Genomic DNA, 19,420 nt, shown 5'->3' on the forward strand with positions numbered 1-19,420 from the left:
TATGTGGTTTACCCGAATTAGTGTGAAGTATCCCGTCTTCACTATTATGATGATGTTCTGTTTGATGGTACTTGGACTGGCTTCCTGGCAGCGCATGGGTGTGGAAGAATTTCCGGATGTCGATTTCCCCTTTGTCGTAATTTATACGAATTATCCAGGTGCTTCTCCAGAAACTGTTGAATCGGAAATTACCAAAAAACTCGAAGACCAGATCAATACTATTTCCGGTTTAAAACAGGTGATTTCACAATCCAGTGAAGGCCTGTCGATGATTACGGCCGAATTCAATCTGGAAGTGCCTTCAACCACGGCAGCACAGGATGTCCGTGACAAAATTGCTTCAGTCACCGCTGAATTCCGTGATGAAATTCAGGAGCCAGTCGTCGAGCGTTATGATCCGACTGCCAATGCAATCATGTCGATCGTATTTGAATCTGACAATATGGGCTTAAAAGCACTAAGCTCCTATCTGGATCAGCGCATTGTTCCACAACTACGGACTGTTCCGGGTGTAGGTACAGTCAACCTGCTCGGTGATGCACAGCGCCAGATTCGTATTCAGGTTGAACCACAGAAACTGCAAGCTTTTGGCATTGGCGTGGATAGCGTCATTAATACTCTGAAATCTGAAAATATCGAAGTTCCGGGCGGTACATTAAAATCTGGCAACTCGGAACTGGTGATTGAGATCAATTCCAAAGTCCTGCATCCCCTCGCCTTTGGCGATCTGGTCATTGCCAATAAAAATGGTGCACCGATCTTTCTGAAACAGGTCGCAGAAATTGAAGATAGTCAGGCAGAACTTGAAACTGGTGCATTTCTGGATGGCAAGGCTGCAGTGGCTGTCGACATTCTGCGTAGCTCTGATTCTAATGTTATTGAAGTAGTAGACAGTACCTACAAAACTCTTGAAAGCATTAAAGCCCAATTGCCACAAGGAACCACCTTAAAAGTTGTGGTGGATTCTTCAAAAAGTATCCGCGGCACCATTGGTGATGTTGCGCGTACCATTATTGAGGGTGCGGTTCTTGCTGTGCTGATTGTTCTATTATTTTTAGGTTCTTTCCGCTCAACGGTCATTACTGGCCTCACTTTACCGATTGCATTGCTCGGAACTTTGACCTTTATCTGGGCTTTTGGTTTCAGCATCAATATGATGACCTTATTGGCCCTGTCTTTAAGTATCGGTTTGCTGATTGATGATGCAATTGTAGTACGGGAAAATATCGTACGGCATACCGATATGGGTAAAGACCATGTCACTGCCGCGCTGGACGGCACCAAAGAAATTGGCCTTGCCGTTCTGGCAACAACACTGACCATTGTCGCGGTATTCTTGCCTGTTGCCTTTATGGGCGGAATCATTGGCCGTTTCTTCTATCAGTTCGGTGTAACGGTGAGTACCGCCGTTCTGATTTCCATGTTTGTTAGCTTCACTCTAGATCCAATGCTATCTGCGCATTGGGCAGAAAAGATAAAAGATCCCAATAAAAAGCCAGGTCGAATTAAACGTTTCTTTAACTGGATTTCAGGCAAATTAGACAATTTAAGTCATGTCTATGAAAAGCTATTGAAACTAGCTTTACGCTTTAGATTCATTACTATTGTAATTGCAGTGGCGTCTTTGTTTGGCGCTCTAGCCCTGTCGAAACTGATTGGTACCGAGTTCGTACCTGTCCCGGATAAGGGTGAAATCCGGATCAAGTTTGAAACTCCAGTCGATGCTTCACTGGAATATTCACAAGCCAAACTGCAGCAGGTCGATAAAATTGTACGTCAGCATCCTGATGTACGTGCAACTTACGGCGTAATTAATGGTGTGACCGATCGCGGTAAAAACCATGTCAGCTTACGTGTCACTGTGACTCCGCGGACTGAACGCGAGAAAAGCTTGAATGATCTCAATAATGAATTCCGTCAACGTTTACAATCTGTGGGCGGCATTACCATTACCTCAGTCGCTTCCGCGGATGAAACCGTATCGGGTGGCCAAAAGCCGATTATGATTTCAATCAAAGGCCCTGATTTGAATGAACTACAGAAGATTTCCGATCGCTTTATGGTCGAGATGGCTAAAATTGATGGCATTGTCGATCTTGAATCCTCACTGAAAGAGCCAAAACCGACCTTAGGTGTACAGATCAATCGCGTTCTGGCCAGTGATCTTGGTTTGTCAGTCAATCAAATTGCCAATGTGGTTCGCCCACTGATTGCCGGCGATGATGTCACCACCTGGCAGGATGAAAAAGGTGAAACTTATGATGTTAACTTACGCCTGACCGAAGACCGACGTACCTTGCCAAGTGATCTGCAAAATATGTATATCACTTCATCTAAAATGGATGGCAATAATCAGCCGATTTTGATCCCGCTTTCTAGCGTCGCGAATTTTGAAGAAAAACTGGGAGCTTCTCAGATTAATCGTCGAGATCTGGCGCGTGAGGTGCTGGTTGAAGCAAATACCTCTGGACGCCCTGCAGGTGACATCGGTACTGACATTAGCAGACTTCAGGATAGTTTCGACATGCCGCCGGGTTATAGTTTTGATACCCAAGGCGCCAATGCAGACATGGCAGAATCCGCAGGTTATGCGCTCACTGCGATTACCCTGTCGATTGTATTTATTTATATCGTATTGGGTTCACAGTTCAACAGCTTTATTCACCCTGCTGCCATTATGGCTTCATTACCCTTGTCATTAATTGGTGTATTCCTGGCGCTATTCCTGTTTAATTCGACCATGAACCTGTTTTCAATTATCGGTATTATTATGCTGATGGGCCTGGTGACCAAAAATGCGATTCTGCTTATCGACTTCATCAAGAAAGCCATGGATCGGGGTGAAGCCCGTTATGATGCGATTCTGAATGCCGGCAAAACCCGTTTACGTCCAATTCTGATGACCACCAGTGCCATGGTCATGGGAATGGTGCCGCTCGCTCTGGGCTTAGGTGAAGGTGGTGAACAAAGTGCACCGATGGCACATGCCGTGATCGGCGGGGTAATTACCTCCACCCTGCTGACATTGGTCGTGGTTCCAGTGATTTTCACTTACCTGGATGACTTTAAGAATTTTATGCTGCGCCAAGCCCGTAAAATCATGGCATAATTTAAACCATCACAATGAGGTGACATTCACGAATGTTCACCTCATTTTTTATTGTATAATCTCTGCTTTAACGCTTAATTTTTTTAGGACAGTTTCCATGCGCGCGAGTCGCTTTTTATTTGCAACGTTGAGAGAAACCCCGAACGATGCTGAAGTTATTTCACATCAGCTGATGCTTCGTGCCGGTATGATTCGTAAGTTGGCTTCAGGTTTGTACACCTGGCTGCCGATGGGCGTTCGCGTATTAAATAAAGTTGCAGCGATCGTTCGCGAAGAGATGAATAACGCGGGTTCACTCGAAGTCTTGATGCCTGTGACCCAACCAGCTTCTCTTTGGGAAGAATCTGGTCGTTATGTGCAATACGGTCCTGAACTATTACGTTTTAAAGATCGTCATACCAATGACTTTGTGCTTGGCCCAACACATGAAGAAGTGATCACTGATCTGGCACGTAATGAGCTAAAAAGTTACAAACAACTGCCTGCAAACTTCTACCAGGTTCAAACCAAGTTCCGTGACGAAATTCGTCCTCGTTTTGGCGTAATGCGCTCACGTGAATTCATCATGAAAGATGCCTATTCTTTCCATGCGGATCAGGAATCTCTGCAAGAAACTTACGACAAAATGTACGAAGCGTACTGCAAGATCTTTACCCGTTTAGGTCTGGATTTCCGTCCAGTACAAGCGGATACCGGTTCAATTGGTGGCTCAGGTTCACACGAATTCCACGTCTTGGCTTCAAGTGGTGAAGATGATATCGCCTTCTCAACTGAATCTGATTATGCGGCTAACATCGAAATGGCTGAAGCGATTCTGGTGGGCGATCGTGCTGCTCCAACTCAAGAACTGAAAGTGGTTGATACCCCAAATCAAAAAACGATTGCTGATGTATCAAGCTTCCTTGGCACTGACCCTGCACATTCAGTGAAGGCATTACTGGTTCAAGGCGTTGCAGCTGAAGAAGGTAAAGCAGCTCCTGTCGTTGCCCTGTTCCTTCGTGGTGATCATGAACTGAATGAAATTAAAGCCGAAAAGCATCCAAAAATTGCTGCGCCTTTGGCTTTTGCTACTGAAGCTCAACTTGCTGAACTAGGTTTGACTGCTGGTTTTGTAGGTCCGCAAGGTTTAGTAGAGAAAGGCCTAACAGTGATTGTTGACCGTGCTGCTTCTGTACTTTCTGACTTTGTTGCAGGTGCAAACGAAGCAGACAAGCACTCAACTGGCGTGAACTGGGAACGTGATGCGCAGTTTAGCGAAGTTTATGACCTGCGTAATGTGGTTGAAGGCGATCCTTCTCCAGATGGTAAAGGTACACTTCAAATCAAACGTGGTATCGAAGTAGGTCATATCTTCCAGTTAGGCAAAAAATACTCTGAAGCTTTAGGCTGTAAAGTCTTAGGTGAAGATGGCAAACCATTCACTGTAACCATGGGTTGTTATGGTATCGGTGTGACACGTGTCGTAGCATCTGCAATTGAACAGAATTACGATGAAAAAGGTATCATCTGGCCGGCTGCGATCGCTCCATTTGAAGTGGCAATTGTGCCAATGAATGCGCATAAATCACCTCGCACTTTAGAAGCAGCTGAAAGCTTATATGCAGAACTGCAAGCTGCTGGTTTTGACGTATTGCTTGATGACCGTAACGAGCGTCCAGGTGTGAAATTCTCTGATCTTGAATTGACTGGTATTCCACATCGCATTGTGATTGGTGAAAAAGGTCTGGATGCAGGTACTTTTGAATATAAAGGTCGCCGTGATGCAGAATCAGTAAATCTTTCGAAAGAAGAACTACTGGCAAAAATTGCGAAATAATATTTTCTAACGAACACAAAAAATCCCGCCTAGAGCGGGATTTTTTATGTCTCTAACTTAGCAGAACTTATGCCCGCCAAAGCAGTTTGAGGTCACATTCTGGTTCTGTAGCAGCTTGTCCATTAAGGTTAAAGTTGCAGGAGTACCATCTACATAGTTAGTAAATTTACCTACATCAATATTCAATTTACGTACCACCGCGACATTCGCCAGAGACCCTAAAGCCTCGCCCACACTGACATCAATCAAGTTTTCAGGACGTAAAAGAAATTCAGAAATAGCAGTTGCTACCTGAGGTAACACGAATGAAATATCAACTTCATCTGTAGTTTTTAATACACCCAGTTGAATCGGGTCTTTAAAAGATAGCCACCAACCTGGTTTGGCAATATCAGCCGCGTCCGCACCTTGCCAATGCACATTCTGACTCTGTAAAGACAAATAACCGCCTGTACCATTTAATGGAATATTATGGATCATATTCAGAGCTTGGACAAAGGTGATGTCCATATTCAGGTTATCCAGACTTGAACCAGCACCCATTTGAAAGAAAGAATGTGTTCCTAAATTAAGAAATCCAATTAATGGATCAAACTCTACATACAGCTTATCTTTTGAAAAATCTGGTGTACCAATCACATCACTTGGCAAAGTTGAACCCGTTAAAGCCTTTGCTAATGGAATCGAAGCAATAGTAGAACGGATATTACTTACAGTCGCTGACTTTAAGCGTTGCCCAGTCACGACAGTTTCTGGCATAGTAAAGTCTACCCGCATGGAAGGCACTGTAATCCCGGTATGGCCATCAGCACCTGGCTTACTGGTAAAAGTACGTGTTTGTCCTAAAGCCTTTAGATTCCCTGAGATTTTTTCATCATTTGCAATACCAAAGGTTCCCGCTTTTGTAACAGACTCACCAGTGGTTTGCGCCATTTTCATATAACCACTAAAACTTTTGAGGCCATCATTCGGATTTTCGATGTTGTCAGTCCCCATGGTTAAGAGTCCGACAATTTTATCTGCACCTAGACGAAAACCGACCACTTCACGGGTAGAAGCACTTCCACCATTTTTAATTGCAAACTCAACAAAGGGATTACTCACACTGGCACTGGTATTAGCACGGTCACCTGAAAAGACAGGGTTACCCTTATCATCAAGACTGGTATTTAAGCCACTCAATGCCAAGTTAGAAATATCAATATCACAGCCATTAGTATTCCCAATACTGTTATTCGTTCCACCACAACCGAGCTGCAAAGTTTTGATATTAATGTTCAGTTCCATTAAAGCTTCAATACTTAGCTTATGGAAGTTAATCCCTTGTGATGAATCATAAGCATTTTCCAAATTTAATAAGGCCTGTGCATCAACTGCCGATAAAGCCTCATCGTCTAAGGCTGTCATTGCCATCGCCTGTTGACTAAGGCCCATTAAAGTGACAATCAAGCTATTCAATATTATTTTTTTCATGAAATCATCCCTTATTTCAGCGCGGTGTAATGCCAAGCGTACTGCGCATGGTTCCGCCTGTGAGTGCAATTGTTGCTATATTCTGCATATTGCCATTTGTGGTCATGGCCATGTTGGTTCTAAACGGCTCGATAATCTTCTGATCTTTATTAAATTTAATTTGATTATCTAAAGTAACAGTATCTTCACTCACGCCTATTTTGGTGATTAATCCTAAATTCCCTTCCATACGATTAAAGTTAATCGCAGAAGTATGAACTGCACCTGTGCTATCTACATCTTCATTAATCAGACTAAAATAACTACCAAGATTATTAACATCACCTTTTTCTGTAGAAGTTAATGTTCGGAACTTAAAGTTTGCATCCAACGATAAATAATTTTCGCCTGCTACATCCAGTCCCGGAATAATCATTAACTCACCACTACCATCAAGCATCATGGCAATTGTTGTTAATACATCATCGCGTTTAGAAAAGTTGTCATCAGGAACAAACTGATCACATTTATTGCCTGATACACAGTTATATTTAGATCCCGGTAATTGGCCAATTGCCACTTCAGCTTTAGCTGCGATCAGCAATTTATCAGCTTTTACATAGATGCCTTCATCTTCATAACCAATCACCCCTTTGGATTCAATAAAGGCATCAATATTTCGAAGGCCAGCATAATAGTTTCGCGCATGGCCATTCTCTACACCACCATCAATTAAAAGAATTGAAGTTGTACTTGGTGCTCCAGTTTTGGCATCCTTTCCATAACCTTCAGTTGATGCCATCACGTTATAGGCAATACCATTCTTGTCACCGTCATATTTTGTACCCGACAAAGCAACATTGGCATTCAGGTTGTAAATTGGAATACCAATTCCCCAAGAACCACTATTCCCGGAAATAATACCAGTATCATTAGAAATAAAATTTGCTTTGGCTGCAATCGACTGGAAATCCATACCCCGTATGGCGATTAGTGCAAAATCCTGATTAGCAGACGTACTGCTTAAAGTTTGCTGCAAAATCGGATTACTTTGTCTAAGTGTTGACTTAATATTGTCATTAACTAAAAATTCTAGGCTCTGCGCCTGAATTGTATTGATATAAATATCGCCAAAATCGATATATGCATTATTTTTTCCAGTTAATGAACGTAATTCATTAAACTGAACTGCATAGCTTCCTTTACCCGTATGACCAATTTCCAAAGTCGTTGGTTTTAAACCCTGTGCTGCTGCCACTTCCTGATTGGTAAAATCAGCTGATAAACCAAGATGCAAGCCGCCTTCACCTGCGTTATAGCTTGAAACACTGCGATCTTGTCGCGTCAGCACACCACCAACTTTATTACTTATATCAAAAGAGTTCAGTTTTGACTGATCAGCACCTAACGACAAACGTGCATTACTCACTGCACCCGAAATACCATAGCGCATGATATTTTTTAAATCGCCATCTCCATTCTGATAGCGTAAATCAAAGTTTAATCCAGCTGTTTGCGCACCAGTTGTTCCTACAGCCACTGGTTTTAAATTAATTAGATGGTCTTGTGTGCCACTTTTACTGGCGAGTACGACGCCTTGTATCGGGTCTATATACATATAGCCCGTACCAGCGAAGTTAAAATTAAAGTTATCTAGAACTAAGCTATTTGTACCTAAAGTATGTTTGATCGTGGCATCTTGCAAATTGAAATCGATAGTAGCTGTTTCATTCTTATTGAATAAACCTGCTGTCGTATGAAGCACCATTTTAAATGGACTATCAATCGCAAGACCTAATTTGCCCAAATTTTGATTGTTTTCGACACAGCTTGTTCCAACACAATCCTTACTCACAAGTTTAAAATCTGCATTGGCACTAAAGGGAGCTACGCTTGCTTCTAGACGGATCCCTGCACCAGCATCGGTCGCACCGACATCAAACTTAAGCTGGCTTAAAATCGCATTTTGATCTTTGCCTAAGATTTCTACTTTATGCAATCCCAGTCCCATCTTGGTATTTACATCAGCATTCGGGTCATACCAATTGAGCTGTTCAACTTCTACTTTTGATACCTCGTGTGTAATCGTAATACCGTCTTGACCAGTGATATGACCCAATTCTTGTTCTTCAATCAGCTCTAGTGCATAACTATGCTGTGCTAAACAGACACATGCCGTTAATAATTTAATTTGTGATTTTATTTTTTTCATTCTTTCATCCCTATACTGCATCCATGCAGTTAGCAACGGCTTTGTGCACTCCCAGCTGAGCAGTTAAAGCCAAATATTTTTAAGTTTCCTGACATGTGCATGTTGCCGTGCATATTGAGACCCATAAACCCCTTCTCACGCCCCCGGTCAAATTCCGGAACATCTGCTGAGGCAGTGGTATATGTACCGTCCGCTTTATAAACACGATTGGTGAAGGTCGTATACCTCTCTGAATTGGCATAGCCTTCTTTATCGCCCTCACCGGTTCCGGTTTCAATAGCCAAAGTATTAAAACCCAAGTTTCTGATTTTTAAAGGTTTATCATCATAAAAAGTGATTTTCATGGCTGTTTGAGGATCGCCTGCCACATTAGTAATTGTAGTGCCATCGATAGAAAACTTATCAATTTGCAGGGTGCCTTGTATGCCTTTAAATACCAGCCATTTTTTATTGCCTTGAGCATCAACATGATTGTTCGGAGAAATAGCCAAGCGACAAAACAAGGTGTTAATTCCACAATCTGTTGTTGGCTTGTAATACACCTCTAACTTATTAGCGACCGTTTCAGAAATTTGAGATTTCGTTAAATCAGTAGCGTATTGATGGTTGAGTGACAAGGTCCAGCTTAAATCTGCTCCGCCTTGACCCGTTTCCGCTGTCATTTGCTGCGGATCAAGACTGACCAAGCCGGCTTGTGTCGCAAAAGAAATCCCAAGAACTGTAGCAAGCATTAACTTTTTCAACATTGCCCTATTCCTTTATAGACCTGTAGTTTTTATTTTTAGATGTTGAATCAACACACCATCAATCACTGCTGAACCAAAATTCCTCATTGAGTTATCAGTAGCCCCCCTAAATACCACACCAGTAGCATTATTATCATCTTTTGCCTTCAGCATATTAGTATTGGCAATACGTTCAACAGAACCAATGGCGATACTACTGTGAGTTGCATCGCGTCCTTGATACAAGGCAATGCTATCTGAAGCTTGAGCTTTAATTTCAGTACCACACGTATATACATTACATGTAGAGCCTAAAAGTGCTTCTGATCCTAAAAAACCACCTTTTCCATCTGGATAACGCTGATAAATCCGGTTGTAAATATCTGGAATTTTAGGAATACGTGTCACTTCCAAAATAATATTATTTCCTTCCGAACCCACAACAAAAGGCTGATACATACTTCCTAGTACCAAATTGATATTCGGGCTATATAAATACAATCCCTCGGTATCATGAAATATAGGAGCTGCAGAGCCATTTAAAGCAGGAGTCGGACCATCTCCATCAAGATTATTCTCTTTTGCTGCACTACTAATACGAATCCCTTTACTGTTCAAATTGTTTGAATCACTGGTCAAAGTAGAGGGATCATCATTAGTATTGAGTCGGATCAGACTCGCCAGGCCCAAGGTTTGACTATATGCAAGATCAGGCGATGTAAGGGTTTGAAATAATCGGACTTGCGAACCGTTCATGCTCAAGCCATTAGCAATAAACTGTGCACGAAAACGTTCAGAAATATCTAAGCCTGAAGTAGGTGCTCCAGTAGCATAATCTACGGTATTACTTGAATTTAAAGAACGTGAGAAAATATCAGTCCAAAAACCAAGCTTAATATTATTATCTGCTTCATTTGCAGCAACTGTTGCAAGAGGTGCTTCTAAAGCTAGATAGCCCACTTCTTTTCCCGTATCCGTAAACTGTTTTACTGTTTCGGCTCCGGCATGAAATAACCAAGGATTGCTGGCTGTTCCCCAATTAAACCCCTGATTGCTATAGCGGCTACTGAGTGAATTATCACTTTTTGATAAAGCTAAACCATAGATAAATACATCAGCCTTCGTACGTAGCGTACTGACTGAGGCACCCATTGCAGCTTCTTTGGCCGCTGTTGTTGCGCTCGCTTTAACCGCCTGCTCCATAGCAGTCACTGCATTTTTTGCCTGAATCAGTGCATACCTATCAGCTTCAATTGCTAATTTTTCTTGTGTCGCATTCTCTACAACTGTAGTAACTCTTGAATCAATAGCATTGGTTCGGGTACCCGCTTGTTGAGTCCAAGTATTATTTAATGGAGTGGTTACCTTGTTTCCATATAACAATTCGATCATTTCATAGGTATTTTTTAATGCATATTCGACAGATTTATCTTTTTGCCATGCAGTTAAAGTATGAGATGTTGTTCCGTCACTTTTTAATCCTGTAATAATTGTACCGTCATAATAATCCTCATAACGCTGCTGATAATATTGCTGCATTAATGTCGAATTACGATATTCTTCCACAATACCACTACGCGCACTTGCACCAATTTCATTACGGATTGCAGTTAAAGTCGCATTATAGTTTTGAGTTTTATAGGTACTAACACTATTGTCATAAGTCGTTTGATAAAGATTGGCATTTGCACTGATACCATTTAAATAGCTACTTGCATACACTCGATCATAGACTTTGTTATAGGCACGCTCACCTAACTGAGCATAGTTCTCTCCAGTCGGAATAATACGAATAAAGCCAGTGTCTGCCTGACCTGGATTGGCAATACCTCGTGCATAGCTTGAACCACTGGAAGCATCATTCGGTGCCTGAAAAACCATTTTAAAGTCATCAAGTACCAGGGCAACACCTTCACCGGTAGTATCAGAAAGAGAAGAATCAGTTAATTCCTGCATTGCATGTGCAGATGGCAATAATCCTAAACCGATCATCATTGCCAAATAGCTTTTACGAAATTGAAATTTAGCTTTTATTTGAGCCATCTCGACCTATCCTTCTTATCTGATGCTCCGCATCTTTATCCTTCAGCTTCCCAGCCTTCAATTTTTGATTTTTATGATGCTTGGCACATCTTTTTTATATATTCATTCTTCATTATGCTTATTTTTAGCAGGATTACCAAAGCCAAAAGACTAAAAACCCCGAGTTTCCGATGAATGAAACAGCAAAAAAATAAGCGAGGCATTAGCCTCGCTTATTAAATGCTTTAAAACTATTAAGCTTTAGGCAAAGTAACGCCTGTCTGCCCTTGGTATTTACCACCACGATCTTTATAGGAGGTTTCACAAACTTCGTCTGATTCGAAGAACAGCATTTGAGCCACACCCTCACCCGCATAAATACGTGCAGGCAGGTTAGTTGTATTTGAAAACTCCAGCGTGACATGACCTTCCCACTCAGGTTCAAGTGGAGTCACATTCACGATAATGCCGCAACGTGCATAAGTCGATTTACCCAAGCAAACGGTCAGTACATTTCGTGGAATACGGAAGTATTCTACTGTACGCGCTAAAGCAAATGAGTTGGGTGGAATGATACAAACATCCGATTCAATATCGATAAAGCTTTTTTCGTCAAAGTTTTTCGGATCGACAATTGCAGAGTGAACATTGGTGAATACTTTAAACTCACGCGCACATCGCACGTCATAGCCATAGCTTGAAACACCATAAGAAATCAGCTTTTGACCATTTTCATCCAGACGAATCTGGTTTTCTGCATACGGTTCAATCATGCCGTGTTTTTCGCTCATTTCGCGAATCCAACGATCAGACTTAATTGCCATTGATATAATCCAAAAATCTTAAAAATAAGTAATTGCGACGTACTTTAACTGAAATTGACACCAATGAAAATAAGCGAAATTCTGACAGCTAAATTTCAGGAAATTTAGCTGCTTTTTCAGGTTTAAAGACTGAGGAGTGCTGAATAGGATAAAGGTACAGAAAAGCTCATTAAAATAATGGAAGCGGTCTTTTGTAAGTTCTTTTGATTCAGCCAGCGATTGTTTTTTCTGGCCAATAAGCTACCTAAAAAAGTCCAGAAAAATGCGATAGGAATAAGTAATGCCAAGAATGCCAGCATATAAGTCACATAATATTGACTGCTTTTCCACACAATGACCGGGAAAATAGCCGAAGCAAATAATAATGCCTTAGGATTCAGCAAAGTCGCCAAAAATAGTTCCCGTGCCCGAATCGAAATACATTGAAAATTTTCACCAAGTTCTGCGGTACGCCATAATTTTAAAGCTAAAAATAGAATGTAAGCAGCACTACAGAGTTTGAGGATATGAGGTAATTCCGGTAAATAGACCGAGATTTTACCAATCAAAAAGCCCCAGAATGTAATTGCGATGAGATAGCCGAAAGCTTCTGCGGGAATAAGGCGAAAAGTTTTTCTAAATCCAACTTGAATACCTGACGATGCCAATAAAGTATTGGTTGGGCCCGGTGTTAATAGAATGGCTGCCACTAAACCAATAAATAACCATGAAATCATAGTTTGACCTCGCTCTTAGGTATTAAGCATAAAATAATCCGGTCAAATCTGCCAAAAAATAATTGTAAGAGAACATATTAAAAATTTTTATATTTTCTTATTTTTTAATTAATTTCATATAATTAGATAGAAATACAAGAAATTTTCTTTTCAGTCAATTTTGTCAATTTATAAAGCTATAAGCTCATCATAAAATTGCTATAAAAGTAGAAGTTTCAATAGAGTATTCGGACTTAAAATTCCTGAAATACTAGTCTCTATACCATGAATGGAAAACTATCCAAAACTTTGAAATCATTATTTCCGGTAACCTTTGATTGAATTTTAACTAACTAAAATCCCTGCTCTTGCGTATGAACTTTGGACACCTCTCTAGAAAAATTTGGTGATGGGAGCAACTTTTACCTAACTCCTAATGATTAAATTTCCACTCTCCATTTAAGATGTCTATCTTGCTCAATTTGTTCAACATATTGATAAAGCAAAATTTCGAAAAAAATGTTATTAAAGGTATTCAGACAAAATAATTGCTGTTAAATTGTACAAGGACAACAATTGATAATTCACATTTTTTAACATCCAGACGGTTTAGTATATTGTTGTTTTAATTATATTTTAAGAACTACAGAATAATATCAGGAGTCATATATGAATAAATGGATCAAACTTTCAGTCATGAGTTTAGCGCTATCAGGTGTAGTTGCTTGCTCGAATGATAATGCACAAAATAAATCAGATAATCAGGCTGCATCTGGCGAGAGCGTAGCTGCAGATAAACTGCAAACCCGATTTGTCAATATTGCGACAGGCGGTGCCTCAGGCCCTTATAATGTCATCGGAACAGGATTGGCTGAAATCTATAACAAGACCTACGGCGTAAGTTCCAAAACCCAGACCACAGGGGCTTCTGTCGAAAATCTAAATTTATTAAAACAGAACAAAGTTGAAATGGCCTTTGTCATGAGCGACAGCTTAACTGAAGCAATTAATGGTCAAGGCAGTTTTAGTTCTAAAATTGACAACGTGCAGCAGATCGCTGCGCTTTATCCAAACTATGTACAGATTGTCACTTCAAAACGTTCTGGTATCAAAAATATTGAAGATCTCAAAGGCAAACGTATTGCAGTGGGCGCCCAGAATTCAGGTGTAGAAGTGAATGCCCGTACTCTATTGAACGGTTTTGGTATCACTTATAAGGATGTCAAAGTAGATTACTTAGGTTATGCCGAAGCAGCTGATGCCTTGAAAGGCGGTAAACTGGATGCAGCCTTCCTGACCAGTGGTCTTCCAAACTCTTCACTGATGGAGCTGCAACAGGGCTTTGATCTACAACTGGTGAGTATTAATCCAGATAAAGTGAAAGCGATTGCCAAAGATCAGGCGTATTTCCTGCCAATGACCATTCCTAAAGGGACCTATGGCAATGCTGAAGATATTCCTACAGCTGCGATCATGAATGCGCTGGTGGTTCGCTCAGATTTGTCTACCGATGATGTATATAAGCTAACCAAGACGTTCTTCTCCAGCTTGGATCAACTCGCCAATTCACATCAGGCTGCTAAAGAAATCACTTTAGAAGGTGCACAAAAAGGTCTGGTTGCTCAACTGCATCCGGGCGCGCAAAAATTCTATGATGAGAATAAAGCGAACTGATGAAATGGATACAAGGTGCAGCGATTGCTGCACTTTTTAGTTTGGCTGCTTTTTTTATTAGCTGTGTTTGGATGACATTTCCGTATATTTTTGTGGAAGTGAAAGAGCAAAATTTTCAGTGCAAAATTGACCAGAAATCCTTTCAGCTCAGCTGGATGCATTCGGTAGAAAGAACACAGTGGAAAGAACGTTATCTTCTAGACAAGGACCATTTCATTCTGACAGATACTCAGTTCATTTCATTTGGTGCGGGTACACCTGATCAAGGTACTATTACTCGACAGGATGATGGCAACATCCATATGCAAATCAACCGAGAGATGAAAGAACTCAACTGGGTCATTTCACGCAGAATGCAGGGACAAATTGAGAGTGCTGATCGGATCTGGAATATTTATCAGGATTTTCCCGACTACAGCACGGTACAACTTTCTATAAGAAAAGACAGCCTATGGAAAAAAAGAGGTTTAAATGATTGCCTATGAATCCACAAGAAACAAGAAATGTGACCGAAGCACTGGATGATCAACAGCAACAAGAATTATTAGAAAAATTTGACCGTGAATCTGTCACTCGCAATCCGATCAACAAATCGGTTCGCTGGTTTATTGCTGCCTTGGCAATATCCTATTCGTTATTTCATCTTTATATTACTTTTAATCCCTTACCCGAACTGATTCAACGTGCAGCCCATGTATCCATTGGTCTGGCGCTGATTTTCTTGTTGTATCCAGCACGTCAGGCCAGTAGCCGGCAAAAGGTAGCATGGACGGACTGGATTTGGGTGATCGCCTCTTTTGCTTCTTTCTTTTATTTATTTAAAGAGTATCAAGCGATTATGACCACTCGGGGAGGCATTCCCAATACGCTGGACATTGTCTTCTCGATTATGACAGTAGTATTGGTGGTTGAGGCTGCTCGAAGGGTAATGGGCTGGATGTTGCCGATCTTAGGACTGATTTTCTTAAGCTATCCATTTGTCAGTCATTTTGAATGGATGCCGGATCGCTTGCTCACTCGCCCCTATACATTCAGTGATATTTTCGGACAAATGTATCTGAAGACTGAAGGTTTATATTCTTCAGCCATTGGTGCTTCAGTCACCTTTATTTTCCTGTTTATCCTGTTTGGTGCCTTTCTGGCGAAATCAGGAATGGGAAAATTATTTAATGATCTCGCCATGGCACTTGCGGGACATAAGCAAGGTGGACCAGCCAAGGTCGCGGTGATTTCCAGCGGTTTTATGGGCAGTATCAACGGGACGGCGGTTGCCAATGTCGTAGGAACAGGTTCATTTACCATTCCTTTAATGAAGAAAATTGGCTATCACAAAAACTTTGCCGGTGCAGTGGAAGCCAGTGCTTCTGTCGGCGGGCAGATCTTGCCGCCAGTAATGGGTGCCAGTGCCTTCATCATGGCAGAAACCACGGGTGTCAGTTATGGCACGATTGCCTTAGCTGCGGTATTACCTGCCCTGCTGTATTATCTCGGTGTGATGGCACAAGTCCATTTCAGAGCTGGTCGGGATCATCTGAAAGGCGTTCCCAAAGCTGACCTACCACGAGTCAAAGAAGTCCTGAAAGAACGAGGACATTTATTATTTCCAATCGTTGCTTTGGTATTCTTTTTATTCCAGTCGATTCCAGTGAGTTATGCCGCTGTTTATACAATTTTGTTGACCATTGTGGTGGCAGCATTCAGAAAATCTACCCGTATGGGACCTAAGGAAATTCTGGAGGCTTTAGCTGATGGCGCCAAGCAGTCACTTTCAGTGATGGCTGCCTGTGCGGTCGTGGGTATCATTATTGGTGTGGTGAGTTTGACTAGCTTTGGTTCTGTCATGACTTCTTCAATCATGAGTATTGGTGCTGGCAGTCTGTTCCTCACCCTGTTCTTCACCATGATTGCATCGATGATTCTGGGCATGGGTCTACCATCGATTCCTGCCTATATCATTACCGCGACGATGGCAGCACCTGCTTTGGCCAACTTTGATATTCCAATCCTAGTCGCACATATGTTTGTGTTTTATTTTGGCCTGTTTGCCAATATTACCCCACCAGTTGCCTTAGCCGCCTTTGCTGGTGCCGGGATTGCAGGTGGTGACCCAATGCGGACTGGATTCCTGGCCTTGCGCCTATCCCTAGCCGGATTTATTGTGCCCTTCCTGTTTGTCTATAACCCGGCGATGCTGATGATTGATACAACAGATATTGCCGTGAATGCCAAAGAATTTGCCTTACCGGCATGGAATGTCATTTTAAGCATTACCGTAACATCCATTGTCGGCATTCTGGCACTTGGCGCTGCAGTAGAAGGCTACTTTAAAACCGCGATGAATTGGTTCTGGCGCATCTTCCTAGGGGTTGGCGCTCTCATGATGATTGTGCCTGAGACCATGACCGATATTATCGGCACCATCATGGTGATTATTGCAATTGGCTTTAATATCATTCAGGCAAGAAAAGAAAATACAGCTACGACTAAAACCTCATAAAAAAAAGAGAGCTTAAGCTCTCTTTTTTTATTATAGAATCTTAGAAAATACGAGTTTTATCTTTTTCTGCTTTTGGCAATTTTGCTGCAATTTTCTGAGCAATGGCCATATAACTTTCAGCAGCATCATCTCCAGCAATCACTGAAGGCTTACCGGCATCGGCATTTTCACGAATCACTGCATTCAAAGGCAAGCGGCCGAGCAATGGAATATTGTATTGCTCTGACAGTTTATCACCGCCGCCTGTACCAAAGATCTGTTCTTCATGACCGCAGTTCGAGCAGATATGGGTCGACATATTTTCGACTACACCCATCACTGGAATCTGCACACGGTTAAACAGTTCAATACCTTTAGTTGCATCCAGCAATGCCACATTTTGCGGTGTGGTCACAATCACTGCACCCGTTACCGGAATACGCTGAGCGAGCGTTAACTGGATATCACCTGTACCTGGTGGCATATCAATCATCAATACATCCAGATCTGGCCATAAAGTTTGATTGAATAGCTGCATCAAGGCACCTGTTGCTTTCGGACCGCGCCAAGCAACTGGCGTATTATTATCACCCGTTAGGTGGCCAATCGACAGCACTGCCATACCATAGGCATCGAGTGGGACAAACTGCTCGGCTTCGATCATCGGGGTTTTGCCGGCATTGCCGAGCATCGTCGGAATACTTGGACCATAAATATCCGCATCCAGTACACCCACTTTCAAACCTAATTTTTGCAAAGCCAAAGCCAGATTCACAGTTGTGGTTGATTTACCTACACCGCCCTTACCTGAAGAGACCAGAATGACATTCTGAATGCGTGGATGCTTCGGCACATCACGTTGCTGTGGAGCAGCTTTCTGGATCGGCGGATTATTTGGGTCAGCTTCTGCTTGAGCTGCATGACCTGAAGCATCAACCACAGGTGGCAGATTCGATTTTGGAGCAGCAGTTTGCGGCTGGCTGGAACAGCTCTCGCCTTCTGCATGATGATGTCCACAACCGCCTTCTTTTTTATGACCCGTCTTTTGCTGAATCACATGCAGGTTCAGTTCTTTAATACCGCATTTCTCTAGCGCATCCGCCAGTTCATCATGAATCTGCTGTAACTGCTCTTTTTCTTCCGGATAGGTATTAATGGTGATCTGTAGTATCTCACCTTGCACATTGACCTGAGTAATCCGGTCTTTCAGCGCATTGCTAGAATTTGGCAAGATATAGTTTTGCAGTACGTTCTGCACAGCTTCTTCGTTCACCTCCTTGGAAGGCGAAAAAACCGATTTAAGCGAAGAAAGCCAGGACATAGGTTACTCCAAAAATATAGATAGACATCTGAATAGCTTAGTTTAACGAGGTTTTAGTCTCAGGTTAAGCAATCTGTATTCAGAAGCCTGAAAGACAAATATAATTTCCAACTATTTTACTTGGTTTTAAAGAGTTACAGGGAAGAAAATTTATAAAGTCAGCATTACATCTTATTTATTGTTTTATATTATTGATATTTTAAAATTTTAAATAAAATTAACTAGATAGTATCCATTAAAAAGCCACTTCATTCAAAAATTAAATGAAGTGGCTTTCAACATGAAATGATTATTTATGATTTTTATCTTGATCGGTCTTGTTTTGCCCAGATTGATCAGCCTTATCCTGATCCTTTTTAGCATCATCTTTATTATTGGTCTGATCTGAATTTTGATCCTTATCCGTAGCATCCTTAGAAGAAGAATCCTGATCCTGCTTTTTAGAATCACCTGACTGAGGCTGGTCATCGCCTTTCATTTTAGTCATGGTTTCAGCCGCCATCTGTTTCAACTCATTCAGTTTCGTAGCAGCTTCATTCACCAACTCACTAATTTTGACCTTAGTATCTTCAAACTTGTGTAGCGCTTCATCTTTTAAATTTGCCATGCGATCCTGGTCAGCCTGATTTGCTGATTTATCTCCAGAACTTTGATCCTGTGCCTTTTTCGAATCATCTGAACCTTGCTCGCCGTTTTTCTGGCTGTCTGATTTGCCATTTTTTAACTCATTCAGAATCTTTTCGCCTTTTTGCAACAGCTCTTCACCAATTGCGATGGCTTTCGCTTTTAAGTCATCCATTTTGGTACTTTCAGCTTTTTTATCTGATTCATCACCATGATTAGATTGGTCATTTTTAGACGCATCTTTTTGCTCTGATTGCTGATTATCTGATGCTTTAGAGTCTTGCTGTTTATCAGAATTTTCATCAGCACCATTTTTTTGGGCTTCTAGGACTTCTTCATGCTTCTGCTTATGCTGTTTATCAATCTTGTTCTGCTTCTGCTCTTGTTCAATCTTGTCATGCAGTTCTCGTGCATGTTGTTCTTTATCTTGATTCTGTTTTGAAGTACTTGTCTGGTTATTCTGAGTCATG

At 41.5% G+C, this 19,420-nt stretch carries 13 protein-coding genes; 5 read left to right on the plus strand and 8 right to left on the minus strand.

The features are described 5' to 3' along the window. Nucleotide 1: 1 nt before the first annotated feature. Nucleotides 2-3,109, plus strand: coding sequence for an efflux RND transporter permease subunit (locus FTV13_RS10470; protein WP_180011988.1), 3,108 nt, complete (start codon nucleotides 2-4; stop codon nucleotides 3,107-3,109). Between the two features lie 97 nt (nucleotides 3,110-3,206). Next, a complete protein-coding gene (locus FTV13_RS10475) occupies nucleotides 3,207-4,925 on the plus strand; it encodes a proline--tRNA ligase (protein ID WP_180011990.1) in 1,719 nt (572 codons plus the stop codon). Between the two features lie 57 nt (nucleotides 4,926-4,982). Here FTV13_RS10475 and FTV13_RS10480 read toward each other — a convergent pair whose 3' ends face one another. From FTV13_RS10480 to FTV13_RS10505, 6 genes are all read right to left on the minus strand, one after another. Further along, nucleotides 4,983-6,398: a hypothetical protein gene (locus FTV13_RS10480; RefSeq protein ID WP_166139297.1), complete on the minus strand. Its 1,416-nt coding sequence runs from the start codon at nucleotides 6,396-6,398 to the stop codon at nucleotides 4,983-4,985. 16 nt (nucleotides 6,399-6,414) lie between these two features. Then, the gene (locus tag FTV13_RS10485; protein WP_159123365.1) at nucleotides 6,415-8,589 is read right to left on the minus strand and encodes a DUF6160 family protein; all 2,175 of its coding nucleotides are present in this window, start codon (nucleotides 8,587-8,589) and stop codon (nucleotides 6,415-6,417) included. A 29-nt stretch (nucleotides 8,590-8,618) separates the two neighbouring features. Beyond that, nucleotides 8,619-9,335: a hypothetical protein gene (locus FTV13_RS10490; protein ID WP_166139299.1), complete on the minus strand. Its 717-nt coding sequence runs from the start codon at nucleotides 9,333-9,335 to the stop codon at nucleotides 8,619-8,621. Nucleotides 9,336-9,347: 12 nt separating this feature from the next. Next, nucleotides 9,348-11,357 carry a hypothetical protein gene (locus tag FTV13_RS10495; RefSeq protein ID WP_180011992.1) on the minus strand — a complete coding sequence of 670 codons (2,010 nt, stop codon included), beginning with the start codon at nucleotides 11,355-11,357 and terminating at the stop codon, nucleotides 9,348-9,350. A gap of 233 nt (nucleotides 11,358-11,590) precedes the next feature. Next, the gene (gene dcd / locus FTV13_RS10500) at nucleotides 11,591-12,160 is read right to left on the minus strand and encodes a dCTP deaminase (protein ID WP_004785008.1); all 570 of its coding nucleotides are present in this window, start codon (nucleotides 12,158-12,160) and stop codon (nucleotides 11,591-11,593) included. A gap of 122 nt (nucleotides 12,161-12,282) precedes the next feature. Beyond that, the gene (locus tag FTV13_RS10505) at nucleotides 12,283-12,876 is read right to left on the minus strand and encodes a LysE family translocator (protein WP_034701986.1); all 594 of its coding nucleotides are present in this window, start codon (nucleotides 12,874-12,876) and stop codon (nucleotides 12,283-12,285) included. Nucleotides 12,877-13,524: 648 nt separating this feature from the next. Between FTV13_RS10505 and FTV13_RS10510 the strand changes: the two genes are divergently transcribed. From FTV13_RS10510 to FTV13_RS10520, 3 genes are read left to right on the plus strand one after another with little or no spacing between them, the layout of a single operon-like run. Then, nucleotides 13,525-14,529, plus strand: coding sequence for a TAXI family TRAP transporter solute-binding subunit (locus FTV13_RS10510; protein WP_159124389.1), 1,005 nt, complete (start codon nucleotides 13,525-13,527; stop codon nucleotides 14,527-14,529). After that, entirely contained in the window at nucleotides 14,529-15,014 is a 486-nt protein-coding gene (locus tag FTV13_RS10515; RefSeq protein ID WP_180011994.1) for a DUF1850 domain-containing protein, read from the plus strand. The genes FTV13_RS10510 and FTV13_RS10515 overlap by 1 nt, the downstream gene beginning before the upstream one ends. Continuing rightward, the gene (locus tag FTV13_RS10520; RefSeq protein ID WP_166139308.1) at nucleotides 15,011-17,026 is read left to right on the plus strand and encodes a TRAP transporter permease; all 2,016 of its coding nucleotides are present in this window, start codon (nucleotides 15,011-15,013) and stop codon (nucleotides 17,024-17,026) included. The genes FTV13_RS10515 and FTV13_RS10520 overlap by 4 nt, the downstream gene beginning before the upstream one ends. 40 nt (nucleotides 17,027-17,066) lie before the next feature. On the opposite strand, the gene apbC is transcribed toward FTV13_RS10520, so the two are convergent. Next, a complete protein-coding gene (apbC, locus tag FTV13_RS10525; RefSeq protein ID WP_180011996.1) occupies nucleotides 17,067-18,326 on the minus strand; it encodes an iron-sulfur cluster carrier protein ApbC in 1,260 nt (419 codons plus the stop codon). Between the two features lie 289 nt (nucleotides 18,327-18,615). Next, the gene (locus FTV13_RS10530; RefSeq protein ID WP_180011998.1) at nucleotides 18,616-19,419 is read right to left on the minus strand and encodes a hypothetical protein; all 804 of its coding nucleotides are present in this window, start codon (nucleotides 19,417-19,419) and stop codon (nucleotides 18,616-18,618) included. Nucleotide 19,420: the final 1 nt, after the last annotated feature.

The sequence above is a fragment of the Acinetobacter sp. YH12235 genome, assembly GCF_013417705.1.
Classification (GTDB): Bacteria; Pseudomonadota; Gammaproteobacteria; order Pseudomonadales; family Moraxellaceae; genus Acinetobacter.